Source organism: Glycomyces albidus (assembly GCF_009451885.1).
Classification (GTDB): domain Bacteria; phylum Actinomycetota; class Actinomycetes; order Mycobacteriales; family Micromonosporaceae; genus Glycomyces; species Glycomyces albidus.
This window is the reverse complement of the sequence record NZ_WIAO01000005.1, coordinates 162,461-179,971: the sequence shown is the minus strand read 5'-3', so window position 1 is coordinate 179,971 and position 17,511 is coordinate 162,461. Positions and strand designations below refer to the sequence as shown.

Here is a 17,511-nt window from a genome sequence, read left to right as displayed (position 1 = left end):
GTAGCCGCCGATGACGAGCAGGGCGACGATGCCGGAGGCGATGGTGAGCCGCTGGAGCAGGCCGGCCATCTCGAGCCACTGCGGGCGGCCCATGCCGAACCATTCGAGGACGTACGGCGCCGATGTGAACGAGAGGGCCGCGACCGAGAACCAGGCGCAGGCGACGACGGTGTTCGCGCGGCGGGCCCGGTCGGGTTCGCGGCGGTGCAGCCAGCGGCCGAAGGCGATGCCGAGGCCGGCCATGATGCAGAAGGCGACGAACGCGGCGTAGCGGTGGATCAGGTGCGGGGTGGAGAACTCCGTGACGCCGTCGCGGTCGGAGGGGACGATGGCGACGACGGCGATGAACGCGGCCCAGGCGAACAGCGACCACGACAGCCAGCGCGGGGCCCCGACGGTGCGGGCCTGGAGCGCGAACGCGGAGGCGCCGAGCGCGAACAGGCCGAGCGCGACCGGCAGGAGCCAGCCGAGCGGGGTGTAGAGGTGGATGCTGATGACCTTGTAGAGCGGGTTGAGTCCCGAGGTGGCGTGGAGGACGACCATGGCGGCGAGGCCGGCCGCGAGGGACGCGTTCCCGACGCCGATGAATCCATTGGGGACCGATGCTGCGGCGGTCCGGTTCGCTGCGGGGGCAAAAGAAACCATGTAGTAAAGCCTCGCGATTTCGGGCCGCGGAATCAGTGACGCGGACACCCGAATCGCTCCCCCCGCCAGCACCCGGGGGGCGGTACCGCCAGCCCTACCGCGGACCCTCCTCCCCGGGCCGCGGGGTGTGCGAGGCTTGGGGGGTGAACGAGTTGGCCGGAGCGCTGTCCCCGTACCTTCGCCAGCACGCCGGGAACCCGGTGGCGTGGCGCCAGTGGGGGCCGGCGGCCCTCGCGGACGCCGCCGCGCGGGACGTCCCGCTGCTCATCTCGATCGGGTACTCGACGTGCCACTGGTGCCATGTGATGGCGCACGAGTCGTTCGAGGACCGGACCGTGGCGGCCGCGATCAACGACCGGTTCGTGCCGGTCAAGGTCGACCGGGAGGAGCGCCCGGACCTGGACGCGGTGTACATGCAGGCGACGATGGCGATCACCGGGCAGGGCGGCTGGCCGATGACGGTGTTCGCGTTCCCGGACGGGACGCCGTTCTTCGCGGGCACGTACTTCCCGAAGCCGCACTTCCTGCGGCTGCTCGACGCGGTGCACACCGCGTGGACCGACCAGCGCGAGGAGCTGCGGCACCAGGGTGCGGCGATCGTCGAGGCGTCCGCGAAGGGCGGGCCGGCGTTCGCGGACGTGACGGTGGCGTGCCCGCTGGACGGGCCGTGCCCGCCGGCGCCGCCGGTCCGGGAGGCGATGCTCGACCGGGCCGCCGAGACGATCCTCGCGTCGGCCGACACCGTGAACGGCGGGTTCGGGTCGGCGCCGAAGTTCCCGGGTGTGCCCTCGCTGCGGTTCCTGTGCGACGCGTACGTGCGCACCGGCGACGAGCGGCTGCTGGGCCACGTGCGGCTGTCGGCGGAGCGGATGGCGCGCGGCGGGATCTACGACCAGCTCGAAGGCGGGTTCGCGCGCTACAGCGTCGACGCGTCGTGGACGGTGCCGCACTTCGAGAAGATGCTGTACGACAACGCCGAGCTGCTGTGGCTGTACGCGCGCCTGGCGGGCGAGGGCGAGCTGTTCGCGCGGGTCGCCGACGAGACCGCGGCGTTCCTGCTGGAGCGGTTCACGACCCCCGAGGGCGCGTTCGCGGCGGCGTTCGACGCCGACACCGAGGGCGTCGAAGGCAAGACGTACGTGTGGACGTTCGCGGAGCTGGAGGCCGTTCTCGGCGAGGACGCGGCCTGGGCCGCGGAGGCGTTCGGAATCGACCCGGAGAACCCGAACTTCGAGCATGGCGCGAACGTGCTCGAGCTGCCGCGCGACCCCGACGACGGGGCCCGGTTCGCGGCGGTGAGGCACCGGCTCCTGGAGGCGCGCCGCAAGCGCCCGCAGCCGGGTCGCGACGACAAGGTCGTGGCGGCCTGGAACGGGCTCGCGATCGCGGCGCTCGCCGAGTACTCGTCCCGGACCGGGCACCGGGACTCGCTCCTGGCGGCCGAGCGGGCCGCGGCGTTCCTCGCGGACGCGCACATCGGCGCGGACGGGCGGCTGGCGCGGGCCTCGCTCGGCGGGACGGCGTCGGAGGCGCCGGGCATCCTGGAGGACTACGCGGCGGTCGCGCTCGGGTTCCTGCGCCTGGGCGGCGACTGGACCGGCCGGGCGCAGGCGCTGCTCGAGCAGGTCCGCCGCCACTTCGGGGACGGCCTCGGCGGCTTCTACGACACGGCCGCCGACGCCGAGGAGCTCGTCACCCGGCCGGCGGACGTCCACGACGGGCCGACCGCGTCGGGCTGGGCGCTGGCGGCGGCCGCGCTGCTGGAGGCGTACCAGGTGACCGGCGACGAGACGTACAAGGACGACGCGTGGCGGGCGATCGCCCGCGCCGAGCCGGTGATGTCGCAGAACCCGCGGTTCACCGCGGGCCTCCACGCGGCGGCGGAGGCCCTGGTCAGGGTCCAGCGGTAGCCGCGGTCGAGATGGGCTGGGGATCACACCGGCCCCCACCGCAAATGGCCTTGCCGCCCGGCAAGGCGCGCCCTTACGTTTGAGAGTTGTGAACCCGCTGCGCCCCCCGAGGCTGTCCTCGACCGACATCCCCGCCGACCCGTGGCGGTACCTGCTCTACGTCGCGCGGGCCCAGACGGGCCTGGTCGCGCTCGGCTTCGTCGGCCTGAGCGTCTCGGGCACGGCGTGGGTGCTGCTGCCGTGGGCGATCGCGAAGGTGATCGACGAGGTGATCTCCGCCGGGAGCGCCGAGCCCCTGCTGCGCTGGACCCTCGTGCTCCTCGCGGTCGCGTTCGCGTCGTCGTGGGTCTTCATCGCCGGGTACCGGGCGCTGTTCATGGCCGAGTCGCACGCGCGCGTGCGCACCGTCCGGAACCTCACCGACCACCTCAACCGCGCCGGGACGGGCGTGCGCGGCGCGATCTCCCCCGGCGAGATGGTCAACCTGTCCACTGAGGACGCCCACAAGACGGGGTCGTTCATCTTCCAGCTCGGCTTCGGCTGGATGGGCGTGGTCATGCTCGGCGTCGGCACCGGGATGCTCTGGAACATCGCCCCCGCGCTCGGGGCGGTGATCCTCGGCGGCGTCCTGTTCATCGGCTTCGTCGTCGGCCCCGTCCTCGGCCGACTCCAGCACCACCAGATCGCCTACCGGTCCTCCGTCGCCACCCTCACCGGGCAGGCGTCCGACGTCGTCGGGGGCCTGCGCGTCCTGCGCGGCGTCGGCGGCGAGGACCAGTTCTCCCGCCGCTACCGCGCCGCCTCCAGGGACCTGCGCGAAGCCGGGTACGGCGTGGCCCGCGCCGACTCGTGGGTCCAGGGCCTGCGCACCAGCCTCCCACTCGCGCTCATGGCCGCCATCACCTGGGTCGCGGCCCGCCTGGCGCTCACCGGGACCATCACCGTCGGCGAGCTCTCCGCCTCCTTCGGCATGACCGCGCTCGTCGCCCAGCACTCCGGCGCCATGATCGGCATGGCCCAGGCCGTGATCGCCGCGCAGGTCGCGGCCCGGCGCCTCACCGCGTTCTTCGGCACCCGCAGCGACATCGCCGACCACGGCACCGGCCGCGGCGCGCACGGGACCCTCCGCGACCCCGAGTCCGCGCTCGCGATCGAACCCGGCCGGCTCACCGTCGTCGTCAGCGCCGAGGGCAAACCCGCCGAAGCCGCCATGGAGCGCCTCGCCCGCTACCGCGAGTCCGGCGCCGAATGGGGCGGCACCCGCCTCGACGCGCTCGCCCTCGACGAGGTCCGCGAGCGGATCCTCCTGCTGCGCGACGACTACCTGTTCGCCCAGACCCTCGGCGAGACCCTCCGCGTCGACCCGGAGCGGGCCCTCGCGGCGATCGAGACCGCGTGCGCCGGCGACGTCCACTCCAGCCTCGGCTCCGACCTCGACGGCGAGGTCCACAACGGCGGCCGGAACCTCTCGGGCGGCCAGCGGCAGCGCCTGCGCCTCGCCCGGGCCCTCGCCGCCGACGCCGAAGTGCTCCTCGCCGTCGAGCCCACGAGCGCCGTGGACGCCCACACCGAGAACCTCATCGCCTCGCGCGTCCGCGCCGCCCGGCAGGGCCGCACCACCGCCGTCCTGACCGCCTCCCCGCTGTGGCTCGCCCGCGCCGACACGGTCGTATGGATGTGGGACGGCAAGGTCCGCGCCGCCGGCACCCACGCCGAACTCTCCCGCCACGACGAGTACCGCGCCCTCACCTCGCGACAGGAGTCCCGATGAGCGACCTGACGACCGCCCCGGGCCGCCTGCCCGTCGCCGACCGCGCCGCCATGTTCACGGCGATCAAGCGCCTCGTCCTCGACGACAAGGCCGCGTTCGCCGGCGTCGTGGCCCTCTACGCGGCCGCCGCGGGCGCGGGCGCCGCGCTCCCGGTCATGCTCGGCCGCGTGATCGACGGCATCGGCGGCGGCTGGACCGCCGCCCGCGTCGACCTCGTCTGCGGCGTCATCGTCGCGCTCGTCCTCGTGCAGCTCGTGCTCATGCGCACCGGCCGCAAGCTCGGCTACCGGCTCGGCGAGCGGGCCGCCGCGCGGCTGCGCGAGTCGTTCATCGACCGGGTCCTGCGGCTGCCGCTCGGCACGGTCGAGCGCGCCGGCACCGGCGACCTCGCCACCCGCACCTCCGGCGACGTCGGCGCCGTCGCCGAGCTGCTGCGCAAGACCGGCCCCGAAGTCGCGGTGTCCTCGATCGAAGCGGTCGTGCTCATCGCCGCCGCCTTCGTCGTCAGCCCGCTCCTGGGCGTCCTGTTCCTCGTCGGCGTGCCGACCCTGATCCTCACCGCGCGCCGGTACCTGCGCCTGGCGAGCCCCGTGTTCCTGAGCGAGCGCGCCGCGATGAGCGAGATCGCCGAGACCCTCACCGCCTCGGCCGCCGGCGCCACCACGGTCGCCGCCTACCGGATGCAGGAGGAGCGCGGCGCCGCCGGGTACGCGCGCGCCGCGACCCACATGGAGCGCCTGCGCGGCATCATCCGCCTCCAGACCTGGTTCTTCCCGTCCGTGGACCTGACGTTCCTGCTCCCGGCCGTGTTCGTCACCGTGGTCGGCAGCCTGTGGTACCTCGAGGGATGGGTCACCGTCGGGCAGGTCGTCGCGGTCGCGATGCTGACGCTCCGGCTCGACGGCCCGGTCTTCCGGACCACCATGGCGCTCAGCGAGTTCCAGATGGGCGGCGCCGCCATGGCCCGCGTCGAAGGCGTCCACCTCATGCCCGACGAGACCCGCGACGCCCGGCCCGAGGGCGGCGAGGTCCGCCTCGACGACGTGACCTTCGGGTACGGCGACGGCCCCGACGTCCTGCACCGGCTCAGCCTCCACCCCGAGCGCGGCGAGCGCCTCGTCGTCGTCGGCCCGTCCGGCGCCGGCAAGTCCACGATCGCGCGCCTCGTCGCCGGGATCGACCGCCCGCGTTCGGGTTCGGTGACCCTCGGCGGCGTGCCCGTCGCCGACGTCCCACTGGAAGTCCTGCGCCGCAAGGTCATCCTCGTGACCCAGGAGCACTACGTGTTCACCGCGAGCCTGCGCGAGAACCTCGACCTCGCCGCCCCCGACGCCGGCGACGAGGCGCTCCTCGACGCGCTCGCCACCGTCGACGCCCGCTGGGTCGCCGACCTGCCGGACGGCCTGGACACCATGCTCGGCGAGGAGCACCACGAGCTCAACCTGGCCGAAGCACAGCAGCTCGCGCTCGCGCGGGTCATCCTCGCCGACCCGGACGTCGTGATCCTCGACGAGGCCACCGCGGGGATCGACCCGGGCAGCGCCGGCAACGTCGAGGCGTCCCTCGCGGCGGCCCTCCACGGGCGCACCGTGATCGCGATCGCGCACCAGCTCCAGGCCGCCGAGTCGGCCGACCGGATCGCGGTCGTCCAGGACGGCCGCATCGCCGAAGAGGGCACGCACGCCGACCTGCTCGCCTCCGGCGGCGTGTACGCGAAGCTGTGGACCGCATGGAAGGGCGTCGCCGCCTAAAGGACATACGCCTAGGCGCGCCACAAAATACCGGTAATTCGTATTTCCGACATTAAGGTGGTCCCCCGTACCCGCGGCGCCCGAGCCGCGAATCTGGAACGGGAGCCTCCATGCCGCGCACGACCTTCCCCCCGCACGTCCGCAAGCACCGCTGGGCCGGCTACACGTACTGGTCGCGCCTGACCTGCGCCGAGGCCCCGCGCCTCGACCCGGTCGTCCTCATCGGCGGGGCGATGCACCGGAAGGAGGACTGGGGCCGCGTCGAGCAGGGCATGCTCGACGCCGCCGACGTCCTCTGCCCGGACCTGCCCGGCTGGGGCGAGGCGGACCTGCTGCCGCCGTACCTCGGCCCGGACGTCCCGGTCGAGGCGCTCGTGCGCCTCCTCGACGACCTCGGCATCGAGCGCGCGAACGTCTTCGCGGGCTCCTACGGCTCCTCGGTGGGCTACCGCCTCGCGCAGACCCACCCGGACCGGATCGGCCGCATGGTCCTGGCCGGCACGATGGGCGGCATCCCGCGCGAGTCGCGCCCGATGATGCGCGCGGCCGTCGCACTCGCCGAGTCGGGCCCGCGCGAGCGCTTCGGCCCGGCCGCGATCGAGGCGCTCATGAGCCCCGAGCCCGACATCGCCGGCAAGGCCGTGGTCCGCCGCATCATGTCGATGCGCTTCGGCTCCTGCGACGAGGGCGACCTCGCCAAGTTCATCGCCAACACGAACCGGCTGCTGACCCGCGACCTCATCGACCCGTCGATCCCGCCCGCCGCGCCGATGCTGTTCACCACCGGCGAGCACGACACCCTCACCCCGCCCGCGCTCTGCCGCGAGCTCGCGTTCACCTGCCCCGAAAGCTGGTACGTCGAGATCGCCCGGGCCGACCACCTGATCCACCTCGAGCGCCCGGCCCAGCTCGTCGACCTCATGACGCGCTTCTTCTCCGGCGAGGAGCTCGGCGACCTCCCGTACGCGACGGCCGTCGAAGACCTCCGCCGCCTCCCCGTCGCCGCATAGGGCGGCACTGGACCGGGGACGGGTCGAGTCCCTCAGCCGGCGACGAGCATCCAGACCGCGACGGCCAGCGTGATCGCCGCCCCCGCGGCGTGCGGCAGGTACACCCGCGGCTCGCGCACCCCGCGCCGCAGCACGGTCACGACGTCGCCGACGGGCACCAGCGCCACCGCGAACAGGATCGCCGCGGCCGCGCCGCCGCCGACCCAGAACGCCGCCACGACCATCACGGCCCCGATCACGATGTCCCGCCAGGCGGCCGCGCCGGCCCACGCCTTCGCGTCCGGATCCCCCACCGCGACCCCGTACCCGCCGGCGGCCTTCTCCGGCGAGACCACGCCGGTGATCCCGATCCCCATGTACCCGGCGCCGAGCAGCGCGGTCGCCAACTCCACGAGTTCCACAGCCACACCCTACGCACGGGGACCGACAGGCCCGCCGCATTCAGCGCCAACGGTCCGGACGCCCGGTCGCCGCGGGCGCCGAAACCGGCGCGAGGCGGAGCCGCTGACACCGGTGGAGCAGCGGCCGGCCATGCGGTGAATCGCCGCCGCGAAAACGTTCAGGGCCGGTTCCCCGTGATGGGAAACCGGCCCTGTGCTGGTGGAGCTTGCAACGGCATACTTGAACACGTCAACCCAGGTTAAGCAGCACACAAAGGAACTCCCTGACCTGACATCCCGACTCAACCATAATCCTGATCCCAGGACCACCAACCAGACCAGTACGCCTTGGGCGATGAACCGCCGCCTAACCGAAGAAACCAGAACAGCCATCGTTGTCGCATACCGGACGGGGACCCGCCAACGAACACTGGCCGATCGTTATGGAATCAGTCTCTCTAGCATCAAACGTCTCGTTCGTGTAGTTCACTGATCCACCTTCATGGCGATGTTCAGGCCAAGAGAGACCATCAGAATCACCATCGCTGTGATGACTGTTTGGGGGAGCCATAAGCGGCGCGAGTGTGGGATTATCGTGGCATGCCAAGTACTCTGCGCATCTTCCTGCCTGGCCCTGAAGGCGGCATGGACGCGCGCAGCTCGTTGGACGCAGCCGCCAAGATGCTTAGGTTCGTTCACCGGGTCGAGATGGCCTCGGACGAACGGCCCGTGAAGTGGCTGTTCGAGGGTGCCGAAAGCGGAAGTCTCGTCATCGACGCAGTGCCTGACGGCTCGGCAGAGCGCTCGGTCGAGGCAGTGATCGATGGACTCATCGAAGCCGACCGTCGCGAAGGGGTACCCAAGGCCTGGCGCGAACGCAAGCTCGTCGAAGACGCGTACGCCTTGGCGAAGAGTCTCATCAGCGACGATTTCAGCGGAGCGCGGTTCACGTGGATAGTTGACGGCGTCAAGATCAAGGAAGCGGCTATCACCGGCCGGGTCCGCGACCACCTCGAAGCGCTAGTCGACGTCAAGCAAGTGTCGATCGGATCGGTCGTCGGCCAGTTGGGCACTGCAAGCCTTCACAAGAAGCTCAGCGCCACCCTGTGGACGGACTTGGGCGACACCCCGGTGAAACTGCGATTCGACAAGACACTGGTGGACAGCATCAGAAAATCGCTTGGACGCCGGGTCGAGGCGCACGGGCGGGTTACCAGGAACTGGCTCGACCTACCGGTCGAGATCAAGGTGGGGGAGTTGACCCCGCTCCCTGAGCTCGAAGAGCTTCCCGGCCTCAACTACTACCACGGCCGCTACCCCGATTTCACTGGTGGCGCGGACCCCATCGAACTCGTGAGGCGGATGCGTGACGCTTCCTGACAATCCCGACACGGTGTGCTTCGACGCCAATCTCTACATCAACTTCCTCAACGGTGCCGGCCCCCATCTAATCGTCGAGTCACTACTGCGCCACGCCGAGGCTGGCCGCCTTGAGATCCACGTGCCGACTCTTTGCTTCCTCGAGGTGCGCGGTTGGCCCAGCGGCGCCTATGACGACGACCGCGACCGCGAAGCCTTGAGCCTGATCACGCGTCCATACTGCATCCCGGTCGAGTTCAACTTGGCCGTTGGTCGCATCGGCCGAGATCTGCTGTCGAAATACCCTCAGCTCAAGAACTTCGACGCCGGTCAAATCGCTTCCGCAGCGTACGCGCACAGCGACGTGTTCTTGACCAGCGACCGGCAATTGCTGTCCATCGGGAAGTACGAAGGTGTGCAGATCGCCGAGCCCTACCTGCCCGCCGGACTTCCGCCGCTGATCATCCAGGACCAACTTGACGGCCTGTAGCCACGAGCAATGTGCCTTGAGGACTCGTGCTTCGAATGATTACGCACGACCTGCATAATGTCATGATCGACATCCGGTTGAATGGCACCGGCCAGGCAAAGCTTTCCGTGCAACCTACGCTGATTAATTGCCTGGGGCTATCGAAATGATCACTCCTGTGCAAGCGCACAGACGCCCGCCATAGAGATCGCGCACAGTATGATGCAGTCGAGTTTGCAAGCAGCAGCCCTAACCGCTTGCAAACTGTGGCTCAGAAATTGACTGATCTAACTCGTTTTTCACCAATCCATGCCGAGAGCAAATCTACCACTTCATTCGACAGCTCCTGAGCAAAAAGGAAAGCCAAGTTGACCCTAGCACGAGAACTTGCCACATAGAACAGGTTCCGAGAGCGTACAAAACTAGGTTTCACTACAGATTTTGAACCGGGCCCGTTCGAGTACGAAAGCAACATATCCGCGAAATCATACTTACTCCACCCGCGCCCCACCACAACTACAACATTGGAAAATTCATCTCCCTTTACGTTATGTTGGGTTGAAAAAACTGTACTACTCGAGATGAAGTTCGAAAGCGCGACGACTTCAGAGTAGTCGACGTCTCGGAACTGCTGATACTCGAGGATTCTTCGAGGCCACTCCTGGGCTTCTTGATCGCCAGAAGAATCCAGAAGTTCCGTTAGGCCTCGTTGCAACCTGACGAGAGCATCCGGGGTTGAAAATAGTCGCTGCGTCAGGAGGATATCAATTATGTCGCCGACAGATCCCGTGCTACGCAAGTCATCCAGATGCGCCAAAAGGCTGGACCATGCGGTTCTCTCGTTCTTATTCGAGATCAAAGGCTTCGTTCCTCCGATGATATCGAAAAGCTTTCCATACTGTCGCGAACGGTACGCGGCTAGCGCAGGTTCCAGCACATCAACTAGGAACGCGACTACATCATTCTCCTTCTTCGCAAATGAATCATTGTACTTGAAAATGGATGGCAGGGAACCATATCCAAGTTCATTCGCGATACCAGTGTGGGTTAGCATCAAAACCTTCGTGTCGGCGAGACTGCCTGAACCCCAACATTCGCTTAGCTCTTCCAACACCAACCGTAGAGCCGCTCTACTCACGTCATGAGGGACTTGCCCTTTCCACTGGCCTTTTAGCCTCTCGCCGTTCCATCCATTTGTATGGAATGCAAGTACAGATCCTTCAGTTGCCTCAGAAGATGGAAACTGCGGCAACTCTGGCCTGAGGCGATTGAGAAACGCTACGACTGATCGCGACGACCGAAAGTTTGCTTGATTACTGATATTGAGCAGCATGGGGTCACTGACAGTACCACAGGTATTATCATAGATTTGCTGCCAGTCATCTCCGAAAAATCCAAATACAGGTTTGCGGAGGTCATCAGCCATGCTAGTAAGCATGGTTTCAATAAGTCCTTTGGGTGTATCCTGGTACTCATCAATAAAAATGATCGGATAGCGATCAGTAGTCAACGCGCGAAATCTCTTAATTTTAAACATCTCCTTCGCAAGCAAAGGAATGTCGTCATGATGCAGGTAGGCGACATCGTCAGTCAGCCGCCTAATTCCCAACGAGTACTTAACTTGAATCTTGTCGGAGGTAGTTCCAGGTTCTATCAAGCTCTGCCATTTTTCCATTGCAAGGACCAGCCTTGACAGAACTTTTTGATACGGAGAGATAAGTTCCCAAAGAAACCCATGGAGGGTATCAACAAAAACGGAATCGTTTTCGCCGAGCCTCTCTACAATTTCATCTTTGGCCGTATTAGTATAAGTTATGCATGCAATTTTCTGATCTCGGCGATCCAGGTATGAGCTTCGATTGTCCAAGACCTCCTGGAGTGCAATAATGAGGGCGTGCGTCTTTCCAGAGCCCGCCCCGGCTTCGAGTTTGAAACTTCTCTTGCTACGGACTGCTTCAAGTACATCATCTAGCGCTGAAGTTAGCTGGTGCTCGGCTGTCAAGTTAGAGGTGTTCCGGTCCATAACTTTCCCGCCTCCATGATTTCACTACCAGACTTGCTATCACGGTTGACAGAAATTGAGCTGAGCCAAACTAGCCCTCGGTGAATATACCTCGGTATATTCCAGTCTTGATCGTGAATTGCATAGTAAAGCGCGAATTCACTCTTGCTTCGCCCAGAGGCCAGTTCGAATGCCCTCTCTTCTAGTTCTTCACGAGTCGCCTCAGCATCGAGCTCGAACCTAGCGCGGTTGGCTAGAATAAAGGCGTCCTCAAAGGTTCTTCCACACTCCGATCTATCAAGCTCCGGTGTTTGATACGCGAGATAACGAATCCCTTGAACAATTTCGCCAGTTTCAGCAAGTGCTTGGATGCTCGAAATCGAGGCATCTTTCTTGCCGAACCAGGTTTTAATGGTCGTATTGCTAGTCTTTTCACCCTGGTGAACGCGGCATTTTCTGAATTTTGTGTCCCCCTCCGATTTCCGAACAGCGTCGATGTCCGTTATCACCAGACTTGGAAGTCCGATGAAATCCAGGAGAGGAAAGAAGAGATTTGCGTATGCACCGCCGACTTCCATTAGCGTGATGTATTGACTTGAGAGATCCGTCCCCTCCTCTTCATCGAGAGCAGCTATCATTTTCGGAATGAGAAGGCGCTCGCTAGTTCCTTCCACCAAGATCGCCTTATCAGCGAAGAACAAGTCGGCTCTCGTAAGCGTAAGGTACTGGTGCAGAAATTCCTCGTCAAGATTAGGTGCTTTGCTAACATCCAGAATCTCAGCATGTGACCGGATGTTGACTTTTTCATCCATACGCACTCTAAAGTAGCGTACGTTCTCAAATGAAGACTTATTTGCAATGTGTGAAGAATGGGTTGAGACGAGGAACTGGACTGCCCAAGGAATCGACTCCTTGTCCAGCTCCGCAAAGAGTGCCTTCAAGTTTGTTATCTGGTCTATGAAAACCTCTTGCATTTGTGGATGCAAGTGAACTTCAGGCTCTTCAATGAACACTAGATGGATGCCGGGCAAGTTTCCACGGCAGGTGAACTCTCGATAAAATCCAAGCAATGCCAGAAGAATGTACACCAAGCTTCGGGAGCCAAGCCCACTGTAACTTTCTGGCAACGAAACTCCGGTAGAGCCCTTATAATGCACACTGGTATAGTTGGTCAGAATCCTTTCGACATTGAGTCGAGTTTGGGTAGAGAGCTCCTGGTTTCCAAGGCCAGGATAGCCTAGCTTCTTCAATGTGGGAACAAGACTGTCCACCATCTTCTTAACGTGGACTTCGAGCTCCGCCTCGATTCGTTTGACAGAAGTAGTTAGACCTTCCATTACTTGGCGATGAGCAGACTCATCGTCAGATTTAGCAGCGGCTGCGAACAGCGATTCAAAAATGCGCGCGATCAGATCTTTTGGTTTTTCTTTGTCATCATCGAGGCCTCGCTGCGCCTTGAGGAAGTCGAACGTGATCAACTCGCGGACTTGCTCTATCGTGAGCTTCCTGGTGTTAGCTTCATCCAAGGGGTCTACTGCCGTGATCTTTCTTCGATATGCAACTTTGATTCGATCCATTACATGTTTCAGCAAACCGGCAATATCAGTGATACTTTCCTGATCCGATGACGCTGGGACACTTGCAAACAAGTCTCCCAGTTTGCCGTTCAGGATCGCATACTCAAACTTAACCAGAGCCTCGTCGCTGTCGGATTCAAAGTTCAGGATTAGCGGAGCAAGTGGGCCGTATTCGTATAGTTCGGGATCGTATTTGATTGTCATTTCCATCGAAATAGACGGAAGAGCTGCATAAGCAAGATCAATGTCTCCAGCTTGGAAATGTTGGTATGCATCAAGGAATTTTGAATAAGAATCCTCGGAGAAGTCGGCGATCCGAAACCGGGACTCGCTTGGGTTCAAAAACCGCTCGATAAGCTCTGCGAGCGAAGTCTTGCCGGTGTTGTTCCTACCCACTAGTAGAGTTGCGGAATCACACAGAACTAGGTCTGTGTCGAGAAGCAGGCGAAAATTTTTGACCTTGACTGTGGTTACCCGCAACAGCTTGCCTCCGTCTCCGCGAGGATGAATGGAGGAAGCCTACACCACGGACAGGATGCTGGCGGCGATCACGATTGGCTTGAGACTAAAGGTCGACATCCAACTAACCATTAGGTTGAAAATTGGCTACCAGCTGAATGCTGTGTTTTCCTGCCAAATTGTGTTCTTCCGCCTGAAGACCATCAGAGGTATTTTTCAAACCAGGTGCTATACCTCGCAACATAGACTTCGTCTTGCCCCATCCGCGCCAATGACTTCACTCGATAGCGACCAATCTTGGCAATAGACGGCAGTTTTCAGCCTTGATCTACAAATAGTGTTGAAGGTGGGGCTCGCTCCACCCAGCGAGCCCCACCTGTTGGAGGAAGGTCTTAGAGTCGGCCTTGTTGGGCTGCTCGCGTCAGGATGGTTTCGGCTTCGTGGCGCCAGGTTCGTTTGCGGTCGTCGGGGGTGCTCTTCCAGCCGGGGCGGGTGCTGATGCCGCAAATGCGGCCTCGGTCGTGGAGGAGGTCCGCGACGGGGGTGAGGGTGCCTGCGACGTTGATGACGCTGAGGATGGCGTGCTCGGAGGTGGCGGTCGGTTCGACGGCGAAGCGGAAGCCGAAGCAGTCGAAGGTGCCGATCACGGTCGAGGGCATGGCGGCTTGTCTCGGAGGTTCGTGTCCCTCGGCGTACCAGGTGGCGATGAGCGAGGCGATGTGGTGGCGTTGTTGGTTCTTCCACGCGTCGGTCTGCTCGCGCCAGGGCTCTTCCCAGCGGACTTCGCGTAGGACACCGCCTGCGTGTGCGACCGAGCCGATCTTGGCGGGTTTGCCGAGGTGGGTCAGCCAGATCGAGGCGTAGCCGGTGGCGCGGCGGGCCATGAGGGTGAGGCGGTTGCCGTAGTCGGTCGTCCACTCGCCCAGCACTTCCGACTTGGCGGTCTGGTTGGGCGCCTGTGCCTGCGTCATGCGTGTCCCCCTGTTGCGCGGTCGTTCGCTTCGGCTTGGTGCCGTCTAAGAAGCGGTGTATCTACAGGGTGGTTGACAGAGCGGGACGACTGAACTACACAATGGGACGCGAAGAGACGTCCTCCAGATCCGAAGTCGTCCCCGACGGGAGCCCTTATGCCGAATGAGCGATTGAAGGAAGCCATGCAGGTGGCGGGACTGACACCAGAGGGGCTGGCTGAGGAGCTCGAAGTCGATGCGAAGACGGTGCGGCGCTGGATCAGCAATGGGCGGGTGCCGTATCCGCGGCACCGCTCGGCGGTCGCCACGATGCTCGATGAGACCGAGGAATACCTGTGGCCGAACATCGACACCGCCGAACGCCAAGCCCGCGTCTCCCAGTCCGAGGTGATCCGGACCTACCCACGACGGTTCCAAGTGCCACCGGAGCTGTGGCGACGGCTCTTCGACAACGCCACCGAGCGGATCGGCATCCTCGTGTACTCCGGGCTGTTCCTGCCCGAGCACGATCCGGGCCTGATCGAGGCGCTGCAGCAGAAGGCCGCCGCCGGCACCAGGATCACGATCCTGCTCGGCGACCCCGACAGCGAGGCCGTGGCTGTGCGGGGACGGGAAGAGGGGATCGGCGATGCGCTTGCCGCGAAGGTCCGCAACGTCTTGTCGTTCTACGAGAAGCTGCGGGGCACCGAGGGCGTCTTCGTCGGCTACCACTCGACGACGCTGTACAACAGCATCTACCGGTACGACGACGAGATGCTGGTCAACACCCACGTCTACGGCTTCCCCGCCGCGCACGCCCCGGTCCTGCATCTGCGCCGCCTGGCCGGAGGCACACTGTTCAACTCCTACGCCGACAGTTTCGACCGAGTCTGGACCGCTTCACGCAACGCCTGGGGCGGCGATCATGGCAAGGTGAGGCCATGAGCCGCATCGACCACATCAACAACCCCGACGCCCCGGCCCCCAACAGCGTCGTGCCCTCGACGGTCGCGTTCGTGACCGACGACCAGGGCCGAGTGCTGTTGATCCAGCGCTCGGACAACGGCGATTGGGCACTCCCCGGCGGCGGGCATGACCTGGGCGAGCGCATCGCCGACACCGCGATCCGCGAGACGCAGGAGGAGACCGGCCTCAACATCGAGATCACCGGCGTCATCGGCCTCTACACCGATCCCGGACACCTCATCGAGTACAGCGACGGCGAAGTACGCCAGCAGTTCTCGATCGCATTCCGAGCCAAGCCGATCGGTGGGCGGTTGCGCACGAGCTCCGAATCGACGCAGGTCGCCTGGGTGGGATCGGACGAACTCGGCGATCTGCCCATCAACCCTTCGATGCGCTTGCGGATCGAGCACGGCCTCGCAAACCGCAGTGAGCCCTACATTGGCTAAGTCGGAGAGAACTCGTCCTCGACTCGTTTCACAACCTCGAAGAACTCCCCAGCGCTGCGGTCGATGAACTCGGCAACAACCGAGCCCGGCTCGTAGCGCTCCCGAATCTCGGCGAGGCGCTCCCCAACCGTGAACTCCTGCCCGTCCGGCCCGGTGGTCAGGTCGCAGTACCAGAGCAGATCAGCAACCTGAGACTCCTCACGATCGAACTCGCCGGAGAGCTCCCGGTCGAGGCCGCGAAGCTCCGCTTCGACCACGGCATTGGTGTGGTGCGCGACCAGCCCTGCCACGCGGTCATCGAACTCGACGTCCCGGAGCCAGCGCGCCCCGTCGAGGGGATGAAATCCAGTCTTGGCGATCGAGGGGGCGTAGCCGATGTCGTGCAGCACCGCCGCCGACACGAGCAGCTCGCGGTCATTCGATTCTGCCAGGATCGAGGCCACCCGATCAGCGCGAGCAGCAACCGCTTGAACATGACGCCACCGACGAGGCAGCACCTCGCTCAACTTCAGCTCCGCGATACCCCATGCGCGATCAGCCATGCCCGGTTGCACCCGACGATCCTAGCCCGCCTCAAGTTTCGGACATCTTGGCACGAACAGTTGAGCGGTGCGGGTGCGGTGCGGGTCTGTGAGGGTGGAGCACCCGCACAGACCCGCACGAACGCTTGCCTTGATGAGGTTTTCGAGTCATGCTCGCGCTCGCAGTACGAGCGGTTGTGCCGGACTGTCCCATGCGACGAGAGGAGCTCAAACGATCCAGTACGAGGTGAGAGTGAAGCGGCCCCGCGGAAGCGGCGTCGCTCAGAGGAGTACCCGCCGCTGTGAGGCGGAGGTGGGTCAATGAGTTCATGGCGCAAACCTGCGCGGGCGGCGGCATCCCTGGGCGAGGTCGCGCACCAGTTGACGGAGCGGGATCTCGCGATCGTCGATCACTTGAGCCGGTTCCGTCTGCTCACGATCGTGCAGTTGGAGCGGGTGTTCTTCGATTCGGCCTCCTCGGCGTACGACCGGATCAAGACGCTGTGCGAGAAGGGCCTGCTCGACCGCCGGCGTCCCTCGACGCACGAGGCGTACCGGTACTTCCTGGGCTGGCTCGGTCTGTGCCTGGTGCATGCGATCGCCGTTGCCGACTTCGAACACGATCCGGGGATTGATCTCTTCGGCAAATCAGAGAAGCCGAAGCCCGGCAGGGCTCCGACCAAGCTGAAGGCACGGCAGCACGCGGACACGCTGTTCTTCTCCTCGCACCGCTCGCACCTCGAAGGCGTCAACGACTTCTACACCCGCCTGGCCTCCTCGTGCCGCGGCGATATCGAGGCGGTGCTGCGGTACTGGTACGTCGAGCACGAGGCCGAGAAAGTCTCCCCCGCTATGGGCCAGCGCCCGGACGGCTGCTTCGACCTCGCTTTCGCCGGGCAAAAGCGCGAGTTCACCTTTGAGTACGACACCGGGACCGAGCCGTTGGAGCGCCTGGTGCGCAAAGTCGACTGGTACAACCAAGAGGTCGCGCGGCGGCAGGGCATCCGGAGCAGGGACATCAACGAGGGCAAGTACAGCCGTGAGCAGGTCCTCGCCCTGGCGTCGCCGCGGATGATGCTCATCGAGTTCACCAAACCCGGACGGGAGGCGAACCTCCACGACCGGCTCACTGCCGCGGGCGGACGCGATTTGGTCGCCACCACCAACACGGCGAGGAGCAGCGATCCACTCGGCCCGGTCTGGTGGTGCGCCGGGGATTCGCCTGCCGAGATGCGCTGCCTCGACGAGGTCTACACGTTCCGCCACTTGTGACGGCTCGGGCCAGGATGCGCCCG

At 64.5% G+C, this 17,511-nt stretch carries 14 protein-coding genes and 1 pseudogene; 9 read left to right on the top strand and 6 right to left on the bottom strand.

The window, feature by feature from the left end; genetic code table 11:
- Positions 1-18: 18 nt before the first annotated feature.
- Positions 19-645: pseudogene (locus tag GFD30_RS28220) on the bottom strand (DUF998 domain-containing protein); the annotation flags it as partial.
- A gap of 143 nt (positions 646-788) precedes the next feature.
- Between GFD30_RS28220 and GFD30_RS06710 the strand changes: the two are divergent.
- The 4 genes from GFD30_RS06710 (at position 789) to GFD30_RS06695 (ending at position 7,087) form a co-directional block, all read left to right on the top strand.
- The gene (locus tag GFD30_RS06710) at positions 789-2,555 is read left to right on the top strand and encodes a thioredoxin domain-containing protein (protein ID WP_322633015.1); all 1,767 of its coding nucleotides are present in this window, start codon (positions 789-791) and stop codon (positions 2,553-2,555) included.
- 88 nt (positions 2,556-2,643) lie between these two features.
- Positions 2,644-4,326 carry an ABC transporter transmembrane domain-containing protein gene (locus tag GFD30_RS06705; protein ID WP_153024410.1) on the top strand — a complete coding sequence of 561 codons (1,683 nt, stop codon included), beginning with the start codon at positions 2,644-2,646 and terminating at the stop codon, positions 4,324-4,326.
- Positions 4,323-6,077, top strand: a complete 1,755-nt coding sequence (locus GFD30_RS06700) for an ABC transporter ATP-binding protein (protein ID WP_153024409.1) — start codon at positions 4,323-4,325, stop codon at positions 6,075-6,077. Before GFD30_RS06705 ends, GFD30_RS06700 begins: the two co-directional genes overlap by 4 nt.
- Positions 6,078-6,187: 110 nt before the next feature.
- Positions 6,188-7,087, top strand: a complete 900-nt coding sequence (locus GFD30_RS06695) for an alpha/beta fold hydrolase (protein ID WP_153024408.1) — start codon at positions 6,188-6,190, stop codon at positions 7,085-7,087.
- 32 nt (positions 7,088-7,119) lie between these two features.
- On the opposite strand, the gene GFD30_RS06690 is transcribed toward GFD30_RS06695, so the two are convergent.
- The gene (locus GFD30_RS06690; RefSeq protein ID WP_153024407.1) at positions 7,120-7,488 is read right to left on the bottom strand and encodes a DUF4267 domain-containing protein; all 369 of its coding nucleotides are present in this window, start codon (positions 7,486-7,488) and stop codon (positions 7,120-7,122) included.
- Between the two features lie 624 nt (positions 7,489-8,112).
- Between GFD30_RS06690 and GFD30_RS06685 the strand changes: the two genes are divergently transcribed.
- A complete protein-coding gene (locus GFD30_RS06685; RefSeq protein ID WP_153024406.1) occupies positions 8,113-8,847 on the top strand; it encodes a hypothetical protein in 735 nt (244 codons plus the stop codon).
- Entirely contained in the window at positions 8,834-9,316 is a 483-nt protein-coding gene (locus tag GFD30_RS06680) for a type II toxin-antitoxin system VapC family toxin (RefSeq protein ID WP_153024405.1), read from the top strand. The genes GFD30_RS06685 and GFD30_RS06680 overlap by 14 nt, the downstream gene beginning before the upstream one ends.
- A gap of 250 nt (positions 9,317-9,566) precedes the next feature.
- On the opposite strand, the gene GFD30_RS06675 is transcribed toward GFD30_RS06680, so the two are convergent.
- From GFD30_RS06675 to GFD30_RS06665, 3 genes are all read right to left on the bottom strand, one after another.
- Positions 9,567-11,318: a UvrD-helicase domain-containing protein gene (locus GFD30_RS06675; RefSeq protein ID WP_153024404.1), complete on the bottom strand. Its 1,752-nt coding sequence runs from the start codon at positions 11,316-11,318 to the stop codon at positions 9,567-9,569.
- Positions 11,294-13,354 (bottom strand): ATP-dependent nuclease, encoded by a 2,061-nt coding sequence (locus GFD30_RS06670; RefSeq protein ID WP_194201871.1) that lies wholly within the window; start codon positions 13,352-13,354, stop codon positions 11,294-11,296. The genes GFD30_RS06675 and GFD30_RS06670 overlap by 25 nt, the downstream gene beginning before the upstream one ends.
- Positions 13,355-13,725: 371 nt before the next feature.
- On the bottom strand, positions 13,726-14,304 hold the full coding sequence (locus GFD30_RS06665; RefSeq protein ID WP_153024402.1) for a hypothetical protein: 579 nt from the start codon (positions 14,302-14,304) through the stop codon (positions 13,726-13,728).
- A 156-nt stretch (positions 14,305-14,460) separates the two neighbouring features.
- Here GFD30_RS06665 and GFD30_RS06660 point away from each other — a divergent pair, with 156 nt between their 5' ends.
- Together GFD30_RS06660 and GFD30_RS06655 are read left to right on the top strand one after the other, a co-directional pair.
- Positions 14,461-15,228, top strand: a complete 768-nt coding sequence (locus GFD30_RS06660) for an XRE family transcriptional regulator (protein WP_153024401.1) — start codon at positions 14,461-14,463, stop codon at positions 15,226-15,228.
- Positions 15,225-15,695: an NUDIX hydrolase gene (locus GFD30_RS06655; protein WP_153024400.1), complete on the top strand. Its 471-nt coding sequence runs from the start codon at positions 15,225-15,227 to the stop codon at positions 15,693-15,695. The genes GFD30_RS06660 and GFD30_RS06655 overlap by 4 nt, the downstream gene beginning before the upstream one ends.
- Here GFD30_RS06655 and GFD30_RS06650 read toward each other — a convergent pair.
- Entirely contained in the window at positions 15,692-16,249 is a 558-nt protein-coding gene (locus GFD30_RS06650; RefSeq protein WP_322633014.1) for an HD domain-containing protein, read from the bottom strand. The genes GFD30_RS06655 and GFD30_RS06650 overlap by 4 nt on opposite strands.
- 288 nt (positions 16,250-16,537) lie before the next feature.
- On the opposite strand from GFD30_RS06650, the gene GFD30_RS06645 reads away from it, so the two are divergent.
- Positions 16,538-17,488: a replication-relaxation family protein gene (locus GFD30_RS06645; RefSeq protein WP_153024399.1), complete on the top strand. Its 951-nt coding sequence runs from the start codon at positions 16,538-16,540 to the stop codon at positions 17,486-17,488.
- The last annotated feature ends 23 nt before the right edge of the window (positions 17,489-17,511 follow it).

Excerpts from the sequence above, each read along its gene's own strand:
- GFD30_RS06700 (WP_153024409.1), top strand. The coding sequence starts at position 4,323 with ATGAGCGACCTGACGACCGCCCCGGGCCGCCTGCCCGTCGCCGACCGC.
- GFD30_RS06695 (WP_153024408.1), top strand. The coding sequence starts at position 6,188 with ATGCCGCGCACGACCTTCCCCCCGCACGTCCGCAAGCACCGCTGGGCC.
- GFD30_RS06685 (WP_153024406.1), top strand. The coding sequence starts at position 8,113 with ATGGACGCGCGCAGCTCGTTGGACGCAGCCGCCAAGATGCTTAGGTTC.
- GFD30_RS06675 (WP_153024404.1), bottom strand. The coding sequence starts at position 11,318 with ATGGACCGGAACACCTCTAACTTGACAGCCGAGCACCAGCTAACTTCA.
- GFD30_RS06665 (WP_153024402.1), bottom strand. The coding sequence starts at position 14,304 with ATGACGCAGGCACAGGCGCCCAACCAGACCGCCAAGTCGGAAGTGCTG.
- GFD30_RS06660 (WP_153024401.1), top strand. The coding sequence starts at position 14,461 with ATGCCGAATGAGCGATTGAAGGAAGCCATGCAGGTGGCGGGACTGACA.
- GFD30_RS06655 (WP_153024400.1), top strand. The coding sequence starts at position 15,225 with ATGAGCCGCATCGACCACATCAACAACCCCGACGCCCCGGCCCCCAAC.
- GFD30_RS06645 (WP_153024399.1), top strand. The coding sequence starts at position 16,538 with ATGAGTTCATGGCGCAAACCTGCGCGGGCGGCGGCATCCCTGGGCGAG.